This window comes from Streptomyces sp. SD31, from assembly GCF_052068475.1.
GTDB lineage: Bacteria > Actinomycetota > Actinomycetes > Streptomycetales > Streptomycetaceae > Streptomyces.
On the sequence record NZ_JBQHCX010000027.1, the window covers coordinates 1 to 13517 of the forward strand.

The following is a 13517-nucleotide window of genomic DNA, read 5'->3' on the forward strand; positions in this document are numbered from 1 at the left end:
GAAGCACCGCAAGGTGTGGAGGTGACCGGTACTAATAGGCCGAGGGCTTGTCCTCAGTTGCTCGCGTCCACTGTGTTGGTTCTGAAACCACGAACAGCCCCATGTCAGGTCACGGCATGGTGCGGCTGGACAGTTTCATAGTGTTTCGGTGGTTATAGCGTGAGGGAAACGCCCGGTTACATTCCGAACCCGGAAGCTAAGCCTTACAGCGCCGATGGTACTGCAGGGGGGACCCTGTGGGAGAGTAGGACGCCGCCGAACAAATTTTAGAAAAGGCCCACACCTTACGGTGTGGGCCTTTTTGTGTTGCTACGGTGGCCGTCATGAGCACCACGAACCCCGGGGCCTACATCATCCGGTCCATACGCGCCGATGAGTGGCCGGCCGCGAAGGAGTTGCGGCTTGCCGCGCTGCAGGACCCAGTCGCGCCGATTGCCTATCTGACGACTTATGAGGAGGCCGTGGCCCAGCCCGACTCCTTCTGGCAGGAGCGGGCCGCCGGGGCTTGCGAGGGAGCTGAGAAGGCGCAGACGATCATCGCCGAAGGGCCGGACGGGCGGTGGGTCGGGACGCTGACCGTGCTGGTCGAGGAGCCGGGGACGACCGACTGGGCGGGGCTTCCGGTGGAGCGGAAGCAGGGGCATGTCGTGGCCGTGTTCGTACAGCCCGAGGAGCGGGGGATCGGGCTGACAGAGGTGCTGTTCGACGCCGCCCTGCAGTGGTCGTGGGCGCGGGGTGTGGAGCGGGTGCGGCTGATCGTGCACGAGGAGAACGGGCGGGCGCAGCGGTTCTACCAGAAGGTCGGGTTCGTGCCGAGCGGGCTCACGGTGCCGCTCGACGGGCAGCCGGGGGAGGCCGAGTTGGAGTTCGTCCTCGAGCGGCCGTGATGAGCTGAGCCGGGAACTGGCCGGCCTAGACGGGGAGTTCGTCGTGTGGCCAGCGGGAGCGGGCCTGTTCGCGGGACCGGAGCAGGGCCAGGGTCGGCATGCCCCGGTCCGCTCCGGTGGCCAGCAGCTCCGGGAGCTGGGGAAGCGGAGCCACGGCGGCGACGTCGTCCAGGACGAGCGTCAGTGGTGGGTCGAGGCGACCGGAGGATGACCGTTCGGCCATGCGCCGGCCGCGCTCGACCACGCTTGCGGCGAGGGCCGTCAGGAGTGGCATGGCGCCCGGATTGGCTCGGGGATCCTCGATGGATTCACCCACCACATAAAGCGTGCCCGCTTCATGGACAAAGGAATCCAAGGTGAGGGCATCAGTTCGGTTTGGAGTGCAGGACTCTCGGATGTTGACCGTGGAGAGGGCTGAGAGGGCGCGGGTCGTCAGCTCCTGGGCCATGTCCCGGCGTTCGGGGTGGGCTGTGAGGGCGGCTTCGAGTTCGCCTGCCGCGCCTGGGGCCGCCTTCGGGTTGGTGCGGAGGATGCGTACGGCGTCCTGGACCTGGCCGCCCTGGGACCAGCGGTGGACGTGGCGGATGGTGCGGCCGTCGATCGCCGCCGCGTGGAGGTAGCTGCGCAGGAGGGTTTCTGCGGTGTCGCTGACCGCTTGGTCCAGGCGGGAGGTGGGGCGGACCGGGGTCAGGAGTGCGGTGGCTCTGGAGACCGCTGTTTGTTTGTCCTCGCAGCCCGTGGTGGGAGACCAGTGGAGGCGGGACGGGGTGTCGCAGAGGTGGGTGGGGTCGTAGAGGAGGACCGGGCCCAGTTTTGCGCGGGCGTCCTTCGTGTCCTGCCAAAGGGCCGGGTTCGACGTGACTACGAGGGCGGCGCCCTCCGCGTCGTGGACGGCTTGGGTCGCGGTTGGCTGGCGGCCTTCTCTTGTGGCTACGACAAGCCGGGCCCCCGTCGGTTCGCTGAGTCCGCGGGGTGTGGGGACCGTCGCCGACCGGTCGGCATCGGAATGCCCCATCGGCGTCGGCGTCGGCTGCGGCTCCGGCAGCGGCTGTGGCTGGGGCAGCGGCTCCATTCTGGGCGCGGGTACGACGTGCGGGGCTGGTACCTCGTGTGGGGCGGGTACGTCGTGTGGGGCGGGTACGTCGTGCGGTATCGGTGCTGATGTCTCCGCACCCTCCGCCTTCCCCACGCGCCGGCCCGCCCTCACAGCCCGCCACCGAGCCACTGTCCCCAGCACGAACACGGTCAGCACGATCAGGACCATCAGCTGGCCGATGAACAGCCCCCAGAACAGGCCGTACCCGGAGAGCTGACCGCTCGGTGTCTCCGGCCATGCGCCGGGGATGTCATGGGGTTGTGCGATCAGGGAGCGCATGGCCAGGGGCGTGTGGGTGAACGTTACGCCTGAGGGCCAGGAGCCGTGGGCGAACAGGGCTGCCAGGCCCGTGGCCGTCCAGACCAGTACGGTCATGCCGAGAAGGAAGGCGAGTATGCCGATGAGCAGGCCGTCGGGGATGCCTCCCTGGCCGTCCCGGTGTTCCCTGTGGTCCCGGTGTGCTCGGTGGTCGTCCGGTCTCACGCTGCCCCTTTCGCCCTACGCCACCGTCGATTCGGAGTCGCCGAGGTGCTGCTCCACGAAGGCCGCCGCGCGTTCCTCCGCCTCCAGCTCGGCGGCGCGCAGGGCGTCGTCGTTCAGGTCGCGGTCGGCGGACGACTCCGTCATCGCGCGGTCGGTGAAGACCAGCGGGCGTTCCGTCTCGGTGATCAGGTGTTTGACGACCTGGACGTTGCCATTGACGTCCCACACCGCGATGCCGGGGGTGAGGGACGGGATGATCTCCACGGCCCAGCGTGGGAGGCCCAGTACCCGGCCCGTCGCCCTTGCCTCGTCCGCTTTCTGGGCGTAGATCGTCCTGGTCGACGCCATCTTCAGGATCGCGGCCGCCTCCTTCGCCGCCGCTCCGTCCACGACGTCCGACAGGTGGTGGACCACCGCCACGAAGGACAGACCCAGCCGACGCCCGAATTTCAGCAGACGCTGGAAGAGCTGGGCCACGAAGGGGCTGTTGATGATGTGCCAGGCCTCCTCGACCAGGAAGATGCGCTTCTTCCGGTCGGGGCGGATCCAGGTGTGCTCCAGCCAAACGCCGACGATCGCCATCAGGATCGGCATGGCGATGGAGTTGCGGTCGATGTGGGACAAATCGAACACAATGAGCGGCGCGTCGAGGTCGATGCCGACCGTGGTGGGGCCGTCGAACATGCCGCGCAGGTCACCGTCGACCAGACGGTCCAGCACCAGCGCCACGTCCAGGCCCCAGGCCCGTACGTCGTCTATGGCGACGTTCATCGCCTCGGCCGACTCCGGCTCGGGGTGTCGTAGCTGCTCGACGATGTCACTCAACACCGGCTGGCGTTCGACGATCGTTTCGTTGACGTAGGCGTGCGCGACCTTCAGGGCGAAGCCCGAGCGCTCGTCGAGGCCGTGGCCCATCGCGACCTCGATGATCGTCCGGAGCAGGGCCAGCTGGCCCGTCGTCGTGATCGCGGGGTCGAGGGGGTTGAGGCGGATTCCCATGTCCAGGGCGGCCATCGGGTCCAGGCGGATGGGAGTTATTCCCAGCTCCTGCGCGATGAGGTTCCATTCGCCGACGCCGTCCTCGCCCTGGGCGTCGAGGACGACGACCTGGCGGTCGCGGAAGCGCAGCTGGCGTAGGACGTACGTCTTCTCCAGAGCCGACTTGCCGTTTCCGGACTCGCCGAGGACCAGCCAGTGCGGGGCGGGGAGCTGCTGGCCGTACAGCTGGAAGGGGTCGTAGATGTAGCCCTTGCCGGAATACACCTCGCGGCCGATGATCACCCCCGAGTCACCGAGACCCGGCGCGGCGGTCGGGAGGTAGACCGCCTGGGCCTGGCCCGTCGACGTGCGCACCGGCAGCCGGGTCGTCTCGACCTTCCCGAAGAGGAAGGACGTGAAGGCGTCGGTGAGGACGGACAGCGGGTCCCGCATCAGGTCCTACCTCCGAATGCCGGTGGCGAAGGGGAGTGTGTTGACGAATGCCCGGTGATGCTCGCGGTCGCACCACTCCAGCTTCAGATACGACTTTCCGGCCGACGCCCGGATGGTCCGCTTGTCGCGGGCCAGGGCCTCGGGGGAGCGGGAGGAGACGGTGATGTAGCCGACCAGGTTGACGCCGGCGGCACCGCTCGCGAGGTCTTCTCCTCGCTGGTCGAGACGGTTGTGGGCGGCGATGTCGCGCGGGTCGACGGTGCGGTTCATCTTGGCGGCGCGGCTGGCCTCCGCCTCGTCGTTGGTCTTCTCGGTCAGCATGCGTTCGATGGCTACCTCGGTGGGTTCGAGGTCCATCGTGACGGCGACCGTTCGGATGACGTCCGGGGTGTGGACCAGCAGCGGCGCCAGGAAGTTGACGCCGACCGGGGTCATCGGCCACTCCTTCACCCAGGCGGTGGCGTGGCACCAGGGTGCGCGGGTGGAGGACTCACGGGTCTTGGCCTGCAGGAACGTGGGCTCCATGGCGTCCAGCTCGGCCGGCCAGGCGTTGCGCTTCGTCATCGCCTGGATGTGGTCGATCGGGTGGTCCGGGTCGTACATGGAGTGGATGAGGGAGGCCAGACGGCCCTGGCCGAGCGGCTGGCGGACGCGGATGTCCGCCTCCTGCAGGCGCGAGCAGATGTCGGTCAGCTCGCGGGCCATGACGACCGCGAGTCCTGCGTCCCGGTCGACCTTGCCGCCGTGCGGGCGGGCGGCGCGGGCCATGGCTTGGGCCTCGGCGGCCAGTTCGCGGGTGAAGTGCATGCAGGCGACGAGGTAGGCGCGGTGCTGCTCGCTGCTCGTCGACACCATCGACTGGAGTTGGTCGTACGACTGCTGCAGCCATCCCGGGGCCCGGACGTCGCCACGTACGGCGACGTCCTTGGCGTGGGCGTCCGGGTCGGCGGGAAGGGTGCGCGCGAGCATCTGAAGGCGCGTCACGAAGCCGTCGCCGTTGGCGACATGCTTCAGGAGGGTGCCGAAGCGGTCGACGAGGGCTTCCTGGTCCTCGGAGTCGCGCAGGCCCACGCCGGGGCCCTCGATCTCGATCGCGGCCGTGACCGTGCGGCGGTCGGCGTGCAGGAGTACGGCGATCTCGTCCGGCCCGAAGGGAGCGGCCAGCCAGGTGATGCGGCCGATGCCGGGCGGCGGGCCGACCTCGACCTCACGTCCGTCGAGGTGGGTGCCGGCCTCGACGGCGCCGGAGCGGTAGGTCGTGCCCTGGCGGAGGGTGCGCTTGTAGCTGCGGTTGATCTCGAACCACTTGTAGAAGGTCCGCTGCTTGTACGGCACGTAGACCGCGGCCAGCGCGAGCATCGGGAAGCCCATCAGCAGCACGATGCGCAGGGACAGGACGGGGACGAGGAGTCCGCACATCATGCCGAGGAACGCGCCCCCGATGATCAGCGCGATCTCGCCGGTCTCGCGGTTGCGGCCGACGATCGCGTTCGGCCGGGCGCGGCCGATCAGATATGTACGGCGGGGCGTGACCGCGTGGGACACGTGGGACTCGGTCGTCAACGCCCGTCACCTCCTGAACGGTTGCTGCTGCTGTTACGGGTGTTGCTGGCGTGGGGTGTGTTCACCGAGCTGCTCGAACGGGGCGCGGGTGCGGCGGAGGGGACAGGTCCGCCGCCTGAGTTCGAGGAGCGCGAGCTGTGCGCGGCGACGCCGCCGGAGACGGGGTTGGACGGGCGGGAGCCGCCTTGGCCTCCGCCGCCGTTGTTGTCGGCGCGGGTGCTGTGTGTCTTGATGCCCTGGGCGACCAGGGTCGCCGGGGAGCTGATGACCGCGGCGGCCTTGCCCTCGGCTCCGCGCATGATGCGGTTGTTGCGGGAGCCGGCGATCTCGTCGCCGAAGCCCGGGACGAAGCGGTAGATCATCGCGCTGGCGAAGATGGCGAGCAGGATGATGGCCAGGCCGGAGACGACGGCCGAGAAGGCGTTCGGGCCGTCGTCGGCGGACAGCGCGCCGGCCAGGCCGAGCACTATGACGATGACCGGCTTGACGAGGATGACGGCGATCATGATGCCCGCCCAGCGGCGGACGTGGCCCCAGAGGTTCTTGTCGACCAGGCCCGCGTAGACGACGGTGCCGAGGAGGGCGCCGACGTAGAGCAGGGCGGCGCGGATGACGAGCTCCAGCCAGAGGATGCCGGCGGCGAGGATGGAGACCAGGGACACCACGATCAGCATGATCGGGCCGCCGCCGATGTCCTCGCCCTTCTCCAGGGCGCCGGCGAAGGTACCGAAGAAGGTTTCCGTCTGGTCGCCCGTCGCCTTCGCGAGGACCTCTGTGACGCCGTCCGTGGCCGATACGACCGTGTAGAGGATCAGCGGTGTGAACGCGGACGCGAGGACGGTGAGCCAGAGGAAGCCGATCGCTTCGCTGATGGCGGTGGTGAGGGGGACGCCCCTTACGGCTCGCTTGGCCACGGCCAGGAGCCAGAGGAGGAGCGTGAGGATCGTCGATGCCGCGAAGACGACCGCGTACTGCTGGAGGAACTTGGTGTTCGTGAAGTCGACGTTCGCGGTCTCCTTCACGGCCTCGCTGAGCTGCTTGACGGTCCAGCTGGCGGCGTCCGCGCAGCCCTTGGCGAGGGAGGAGAGGGGGTCGAGGGTGGAGGTGGGGTCGGTGAGGGAAGGGGTTCCGCCGCTGCGGCTGCCTGAGCCGTTGTCTTTTTCGCAGTACTTCCTGGCCTCGCCGACGATGAGGTCGCAGGGATCGTTGCTCCCCGTCGGTGTGGGTGTGGGTGTAGGTGCGGCGATGGCGCGGGTGGCCAGCACAACCGCGCCGGCCTGTACGGCGGCGAAGACCGCGGTGACCTTGAGGAAGCGGCGGTTAGCGCGCATACGTGAACCCTCCGTACTCCTCGATGGCCTTGCTGATCTCTTCAGAGGCGGCGGCTCTGTCGTCCCCGGGGACCGGGGCGGGGCCGTCCTTCTGGGAGTCCGTGACGATCTTCCAATCGCCTTCGGCCCACCGCAGGTCGAACGTCCAGGTCTTCCACGTCGAGGTGACGGGGTCGGTCGAGTTCTCCCCTGACATGCCGATGAGGCCCATGTACCAGACCGCGACCTTGACGCTGTTGCCGTCGTACTGCTGGACCGTTGTGCCCACCGGGACCACGCGTGAGACGAACGTGCTGCCCTCCGGCGGGTTGCCGTTGGCATCGAGCCCGAGCTTGCTGAGGAAGTCGGTCGAGTAAGCCTGGTCCATCGGGCCCTTCAGCTTGGCTGCGGCGTCGGGCGTGTAGAGCGTGTCGACGATGGCATGCCGGGTGTTCGTCTGGAACATGCCCGTCGAGCCGAGGGCCACCGAGTAGTTCGCCGCTGCCGACTGCGCCCCCACCTCATCATGCGCGAACCCCGCCGGAATCCCCCTCGTCTTGCCCTCCACCGGGCGTGACCCGCTTGCTGCCGTAGTCGAGGATTTCGGCTGGTTTTCGTCCCCGCCCGCTGAACCGGAGTCGTCGCCTCCACGGTTCGCGAAGGCGATCGCGGCGATGAGGAGGACGACCACGCCGACCACGGTGACCAGGCTCCGGGACGACGAGCGGCCGCCTCGCCGTGCGCCCCCGTACACGTCAGTGCCGCTCTCGGGCAGCCGTGTGCGGGTCTGACCGGTGCCTGCGTAACCGCCGGAGGTCTCCCGTTCGTCTCCGAGAGTCATGCCGCGTACGCCCCCTCGACGTCGGACGAAAACACGTAGGAGTACGACGGTAGCCGTGCTGGTTCCCGCATGGGCGCGGTGTGGTGACTCGACATCAGGGAGACGCAACCTCAGCCGGTGGGCACGACGGGTGGGTGGGGGACTGGGGGGACCGGGCGTGCCCGGAGCGGACGGAGGGAAGGGAGTGGACGGAGGGGACGCAGCCGCCTAGACGGCCATGCCGTACACGATGGTGAACAGTGTGCCCAGGGAGCCGATGATGAAGACGCCCGTCAGGCCGGCGATGATCAGACCCTTGCCCTGCTCCGCGCTGAACGTGTCGCGCAGCGCCGTGGCACCGATGCGCTGTTTGGCCGCACCCCAGATGGCGATGCCGAGGCAGAGCAGGATGGCCACCGCCATCACGACCTCGATCATCACCTTCGCCTCGTTGCCCAGGCTGCCGAAGGGGCCCCAGTCCGGAGCGATCCCGCCGATGATGGTGTTGATGTCGCCCTTGTCGGCCGCAAACAGCATGTAAGTCACCGCCCCTGTTGGGTAGTTCCGCAGTCCCCTGCGGTGCGCAGAGGTCAGGCCTCATTCTCGCCGACAATGGCGCCGTCGTATGTCGACTTGGCGTCATTGATGGGCGGGATTCGTACGAATACCTCGTACGGTCACTCTGTGTATCACGGCAGGTCACCCCGGGCAATGATGCCTGAGCGGAACCTGTGGTGTGGTTCCGTCGTTAGCCCTCTTCACGCCGGGGGCCGTTTCTGACGGCCGGTCGGGTGAGTGGTCGTGCCCGTGTTCTGCGGGTGAAGGCTATCCCGGCATGACGAACGGGCCACGGCGGGGTGCCGTGGCCCGTGCTGGTCAGGGCTGGTGACGGAGGGTCAGCCGGTGAAGGCGTCCAGGCCCTGCGGGGTGCCCCAGCCGGTGGGGCCGTCGTAGCCGGTAGCGGCGGTGCAGAGGTACGACGTGGAGCAGGTGCCGTTGTTGCCGGAGGTGACGTCGTTGAGGGCGGACGTACCGGCTGCGTTGTACGGGTATTGCGCGGGGTAGTCGCTGGTGCCCGGCGTGCCCGCGAGGGCGTAGACGCCCGCGATGATCGGGGCGGAGGCGCTTGTGCCGCCGAAGGTGTACCAGCCGGCGGTGACGCCGTAGGAGTCGTAGACGGAGACGCCGGTCGCCGGGTCCGCGACGGCCGAGACGTCCGCGATCGTGCGCTTGCCGCAGCCGTTGTCGGTCTGCCAGCTCGGCTTCGCGTCGTAGGCGGAGCAGCCGGAGCCGGTTCCTTCGGTGCTGCTCGTCTTCCAGACGGACTCCGTCCAGCCTCGGGACGTGGAGGAGGTGGACAGCTTCGTGCCGCCCACGGCGGTGACGTACCGGGACGCGGCCGGATACTCGGCGCCGTAGGCCGAGTCGCCCGCGCTGACGGTGATGGCGACGCCCGGGTGGTTGAAGTACGTCGAGTCGTACGTGGTGTCCGACGAGGACTCCGAGCCGCCGTAGCTGTTGGAGACGTACTTGGCGCCCAGCTTGACCGCCTCGTTCACTGCCGCGCCCAGGTCCTCCATGGACGCGGAGGATGCCTCGACCAGCAGGATGTGGCAGTTCGGGCAGGTGGCGCTCGCCATGTCGACGTCGAGGGAGATCTCCTGGGCCCAGCCGCTGTCGGCGGAGGGGAGGGAGGTCGTGGAGCCGGTCTGGCCGACCTTCTTGAAGCAGCCGTTGGAGGTGGTGCAGGCCGGGAGGTCGTACTGCGTGCGGTACTTGGCGAGGTCGGCCTCGGCGTTCGGGTCGTCGTACGCGTCGACGATCGCGATGGTTTCGCCGGAGCCGTTGGAGGCGGCGGCGGAGGTCAGGCCGTAGGCGTCCTGGAGGTCGGACGGGCCGTAGCCGGAGGGGGTCGTGGCGTCACCGGCCTTGGGGGTGGTGCCGGTCCTGGCCGCTCGCTGCTGCTCGAAGGCGGTGGTGCCGCCGGTCACGCGGACCGAGTTGCAGGCCAGGTCGCCCTTGTGTTTGGGCGTGGCGCAGGGGGTGGCGGTCCAGGTGACCTTCGTGGTGGCGGGGGGCTTCTGGGGGGTGGCGGTCGCGTGGGTCGCTGTGCCGAGTCCGGTGAGGACGAGTGCGGCGGTTGCGGCTGCGGTGGCGGCCGTGGAGGTGAGGCGGCGCCATCTGCCGTGGGTCTTGGGTGAGTCGGGGGTCGTCGTACGCAACGTACAGCCTCCTGTGAGTGGGGGAAGAGGCCTGCGGGTGGGGGGTCCACCGGTGTGGTTCCCGGTGGGGGCGGCGGCCCGCCGACGACTGTTGCTTGTTGGGTACGTGACAACAAGGTGGGTTTCGGAATCCTGACTTCTGTATTGCTCAGGGGCGTGGGGGATTGCTGATCAATGGCGCGGGGATGGGTGGGGGATGGCCTCGGCTTGACCCTCCGGCCGCTCCGGGGCTCAGTTCTCGGCGACGTTCGTGGTGATCAGGCGGAGCAGCTGCTTGGTCATCGCGTCCTGTTCCGGGGTCAGGCCCATGGCGTCGCCGATGGCGAGCGGCACGGTGGCGGCGCGGTCGCGGAGCCGGGCGCCGGCCTCGGTGAGGCGGATGGCGACCGAGCGCTCGTCGTCGGGGCGGCGCTCGCGGCGCAGCAGGCCGCCCGCTTCGAGGCGCTTGAGCAGCGGGGAGAGGGTGCTGGACTCCAGCTGAAGGGCGGTGCCCAGGTCCCGTACGGAAATCGCGTCCTGTTCCCAGAGGGCGAGCATGACCAGGTACTGCGGGTAGGTCAGGTTCAGCTCGTCGAGGAGGGGGCGGTAGCGGGCGGTGACGGCGCGGGAGGCGGCGTACAGGGCGAAGCAGAGCTGGTCGTCCAGGAGGAGGGAGCCTCCCGGTTCCTGGTCCTTGATGTCGCTGCTGGTCATCGGGGCTCCCGGGGCGGTCGTAGAGGTCGCAGCCTATCGTTCGAGCGCTCTCGATGGTATCGCGCCCCAATAAATGACGTACTAATAAGTTGCGCACGACTTAATAGGGCGCTACTTTCGGGGTGTGCCGCCGAACCCGGCGAACCAGCCGGGAGAGCCTGCCCGTGTGTGTGGGGCGTGCGGCACCCGATCCGAGGAGATCGCCATGACCGAGTCCAACCGCCCCGTCCTCGAACCCGCCGCCCAGGCCTTCGCCGAGGCCACCGCGAACCCGCCGTACCTGTTCGACCTCGGGCCGGCGGAGGGCCGGAAGGTCGTCGACGAGGTGCAGTCCGGCGACATCGTGAAGCCCGAGGTCGAGGAGGAGTGGGTCACCGTGGCCGGTGGGCCCACGGGTGAGGTGCGGGCGCGGATCGTCCGGCCCGCGGGTGCCACCGGGGTGCTCCCGGTGATCATCTACATCCACGGTGCCGGATGGGTCTTCGGCAACGCCCACACCCACGACCGCCTCGTGCGTGAGCTGGCCGTCGGTACCGGTGCCGCGGTGGTCTTCCCCGAGTACGACCTCTCGCCCGAGGCTCGCTATCCCGTCGCCATCGAGCAGAACTACGCCGTCGCGCAGTGGGTCGTCAGTGAGGGAGCGGGCAACAACCTGGACGCGAGCCGGATCGCGGTGGCCGGTGACTCGGTGGGCGGCAACATGTCGGCGGCGCTGACGCTGATGGCCAAGCAGCGGGGGGATGTGCCGCTGGTTCAGCAGGTGCTGTTCTATCCGGTCACCGATGCCGCGTTCGGCACCGGCTCGTACCGGCAGTTCGCCGAGGGGTACTTCCTGCGGCGGGATGCGATGCAGTGGTTCTGGGATCAGTACACGACGGACGAGGCCGAGCGGGCGCAGATCACCGCGTCGCCGCTGCGGGCCTCCGGCGAGCAGCTTCAGGGGCTTCCGCCGGCGCTGGTCATCACCGCCGAGGCCGATGTGCTGCGCGACGAGGGGGAGGCGTATGCGAACAAGCTGCGGGAGGCGGGGGTCCCGGTCACCGCGGTGCGGTATCAGGGGATCATTCACGACTTCGTGATGCTGAACGCGTTGCGGGAGACGCGGGCTGCGGAGGCCGCTATTGGGCAGGCGATCAGTGTCCTGCGGGGTGCGTTCAGCCTTCGTTGAGCGCAGGCGTCATCGCCGTAGGGGCGCGGTTGTCGGGCTGCTGCGGGTCCGTCGTGGCTGGTCGCGCCCAGCGCGGCGGAGTCGCGTATCGACACGGCCCCGCGCCCCTGAGGGTGTTGCCGCTCAGGGCGTTGAATCCGACCGTCAGCGGGGTTTCAAGCCGTGCAGCAGATGGTGGACCAGGCCCTCGACGCCGGCCAGGGCCGCTTCCGGGGGCAGCCAGCCTCCGGCGATGAAGCCGGCCATGCCGTGGAGGGCGGCGCCCGTGACGAGGTTGAGTTCCGCGGGGTCGCCCTCGATGATCTCGCCGCGTGTCTGGGCGTCCGCGAGGACCCGGTCGAGGCTGCCGACCGTCTGCTCGACGGCGGCGGCCATCTGCTCGGAGGCGTCCGGGTCGTGCTTGCGGGCGTACATGAGCTCCAGGAGCTCGGCGTTGTCGATGGCGAAGCTGAGGTAGGCCCGAGCGAGGGACGTGAGGCGCGGCTCCAGCGGGAGCGCGGGGTCGTCTGCCGTGTTCAGGGCCTGGGCGAGCCGCTCGTATCCGGACAGGGCCAGGGCGTTGAGCAGGGCCTGCTTGTCCTTGAAGTGCCGGCCGGGGGCGGCGTGGCTGACGCCGACCTCGCGGGCCAGTTCGCGCAGCGACAGGGAGCCGACGCCCTTCTCCCGCAGGGTGCGTTCCGCGGTGGCGAGCAGGGCGGAGCGCAGGTCTCCGTGGTGGTAGGGGCGACTCTCGGGCATGCGCACCATCGTAGCTCGATGTTGGCGGTGTCATCTTTGTTGGCGTTGCCAGCATTGTTGTCATTGACAGCATTGTTGGCGGCGCCTACATTCGATGGCATGGCTGAGAAGAAGACGAGCAGGACGACCAAGTCGAGCAAGACGACCCCGCAGACATGGGACGCGACGAGCCTCCCTGACCTCACCGGCCGTACCGCCGTCGTCACCGGCGCCAACAGCGGGATCGGTCTCAGGGCGGCGGACGCGCTGGCCCGAGCGGGTGCGCATGTCGTGTTCGCCGTGCGGGACCTGGAGCGGGGCGGGGCGGCAGCCGCGACGGTGAACGGCAGCACGGAGGTGCGGCGGCTGGATCTGGCGGATCTGTCCTCCGTACGGGAGTTCGCGGAGGCGTGGCAGGGGCGGCCGTTGGACCTGCTGATCAACAACGCCGGCGTGATGATGCTGCCGCAGCAGCGGACGGCGGACGGCTTCGAGATGCAGTTCGGCACGAACCATCTGGGCCACTTCGCGCTGACGAACCTGCTGCTGCCGTACGTCACCGACCGGGTCGTGACGTTGTCGTCCGGTGCCCACCGCTGGTTCGGTGCGAGGATCCGCTTCGAGGACCTGAACTGGACGTCCGACTACAACCCGAACCGCGCGTACGCCCAGTCGAAGCTGGCGAACCTGCTCTTCACGCTGGAACTCCAGCGCCGCCTCGCGGAGTCCGGCTCCCCCGTCCGCGCCCTGGCCGCCCACCCCGGCTACGCCGCCACCAACCTGCAGAGCCATGCGGGGAGTCCGGTGATGCGTGGGTTCATGAAGATCGGCAACAGGTTCTTCGCCCAGGACGACAGGGCGGGTGCGCTGCCGACGTTGTACGCGGCGACTCAGGATCTGCCCGGGGCGAGCTACGTCGGCCCGGACGGGCTCGGTGAGATGCGAGGTGCGCCGACGCTGGTGGGGCGGTCGGTGGCGGCGAGTGATGCGGGGGTGGCGCGGCGGTTGTGGACGGTGTCCGAGGAGCTGACGGGGGTGAGCTGGCCGGCGGAGCAGGTGGAGCAGGTGGGCCGGGCGGGCCGGGTGGCGGCCGAGCGGTAGTGCGGCGCCCGGCGCCACGGTTGCTT

General features: G+C 69.1%; 12 protein-coding genes and 1 rRNA gene. 4 read left to right on the plus strand and 9 right to left on the minus strand.

The genetic code is table 11. The annotated features are described in order from the left end of the window. Positions 1-144 precede the first annotated feature (144 nt). Together rrf and ACTMVF_RS40090 are read left to right on the plus strand one after the other, a co-directional pair. Positions 145-261, plus strand: a 5S ribosomal RNA gene (gene rrf / locus ACTMVF_RS40085). Between the two features lie 62 nt (positions 262-323). Next, positions 324-887 (plus strand): GNAT family N-acetyltransferase, encoded by a 564-nt coding sequence (locus ACTMVF_RS40090; RefSeq protein WP_441276032.1) that lies wholly within the window; start codon positions 324-326, stop codon positions 885-887. A 25-nt stretch (positions 888-912) separates the two neighbouring features. Here ACTMVF_RS40090 and ACTMVF_RS40095 read toward each other — a convergent pair whose 3' ends face one another. The 8 genes from ACTMVF_RS40095 to ACTMVF_RS40130 form a co-directional block, all read right to left on the minus strand. After that, the gene (locus ACTMVF_RS40095; protein ID WP_441276033.1) at positions 913-2466 is read right to left on the minus strand and encodes a type IV secretory system conjugative DNA transfer family protein; all 1554 of its coding nucleotides are present in this window, start codon (positions 2464-2466) and stop codon (positions 913-915) included. 15 nt (positions 2467-2481) lie between these two features. Beyond that, entirely contained in the window at positions 2482-3897 is a 1416-nt protein-coding gene (locus ACTMVF_RS40100; protein ID WP_441276034.1) for an ATP-binding protein, read from the minus strand. Positions 3898-3903: 6 nt separating this feature from the next. Continuing rightward, positions 3904-5460, minus strand: coding sequence for an SCO6880 family protein (locus ACTMVF_RS40105; protein WP_441276035.1), 1557 nt, complete (start codon positions 5458-5460; stop codon positions 3904-3906). Then, positions 5457-6791, minus strand: a complete 1335-nt coding sequence (locus ACTMVF_RS40110) for a hypothetical protein (protein ID WP_441276036.1) — start codon at positions 6789-6791, stop codon at positions 5457-5459. The genes ACTMVF_RS40105 and ACTMVF_RS40110 overlap by 4 nt, the downstream gene beginning before the upstream one ends. Next, a complete protein-coding gene (locus ACTMVF_RS40115; RefSeq protein WP_441276037.1) occupies positions 6781-7611 on the minus strand; it encodes a hypothetical protein in 831 nt (276 codons plus the stop codon). The genes ACTMVF_RS40110 and ACTMVF_RS40115 overlap by 11 nt, the downstream gene beginning before the upstream one ends. A gap of 207 nt (positions 7612-7818) precedes the next feature. Then, entirely contained in the window at positions 7819-8127 is a 309-nt protein-coding gene (locus ACTMVF_RS40120; RefSeq protein ID WP_003991275.1) for a hypothetical protein, read from the minus strand. Between the two features lie 359 nt (positions 8128-8486). Then, complete coding sequence (locus ACTMVF_RS40125) at positions 8487-9812, minus strand: S53 family peptidase (protein ID WP_441276038.1); 1326 nt, start codon at positions 9810-9812, stop codon at positions 8487-8489. A gap of 231 nt (positions 9813-10043) precedes the next feature. Beyond that, positions 10044-10505, minus strand: coding sequence for a MarR family winged helix-turn-helix transcriptional regulator (locus tag ACTMVF_RS40130; protein ID WP_441276039.1), 462 nt, complete (start codon positions 10503-10505; stop codon positions 10044-10046). A gap of 205 nt (positions 10506-10710) precedes the next feature. Here ACTMVF_RS40130 and ACTMVF_RS40135 point away from each other — a divergent pair, with 205 nt between their 5' ends. Next, on the plus strand, positions 10711-11673 hold the full coding sequence (locus ACTMVF_RS40135) for an alpha/beta hydrolase (RefSeq protein WP_441276040.1): 963 nt from the start codon (positions 10711-10713) through the stop codon (positions 11671-11673). Positions 11674-11817: 144 nt separating this feature from the next. Here the strand turns inward: ACTMVF_RS40135 and ACTMVF_RS40140 are convergent, their stop codons facing one another. Further along, positions 11818-12420, minus strand: a complete 603-nt coding sequence (locus ACTMVF_RS40140) for a TetR/AcrR family transcriptional regulator (protein ID WP_441276041.1) — start codon at positions 12418-12420, stop codon at positions 11818-11820. Positions 12421-12510: 90 nt separating this feature from the next. Here ACTMVF_RS40140 and ACTMVF_RS40145 point away from each other — a divergent pair, with 90 nt between their 5' ends. Next, positions 12511-13491 carry an oxidoreductase gene (locus tag ACTMVF_RS40145; RefSeq protein ID WP_441276042.1) on the plus strand — a complete coding sequence of 327 codons (981 nt, stop codon included), beginning with the start codon at positions 12511-12513 and terminating at the stop codon, positions 13489-13491. The last annotated feature ends 26 nt before the right edge of the window (positions 13492-13517 follow it).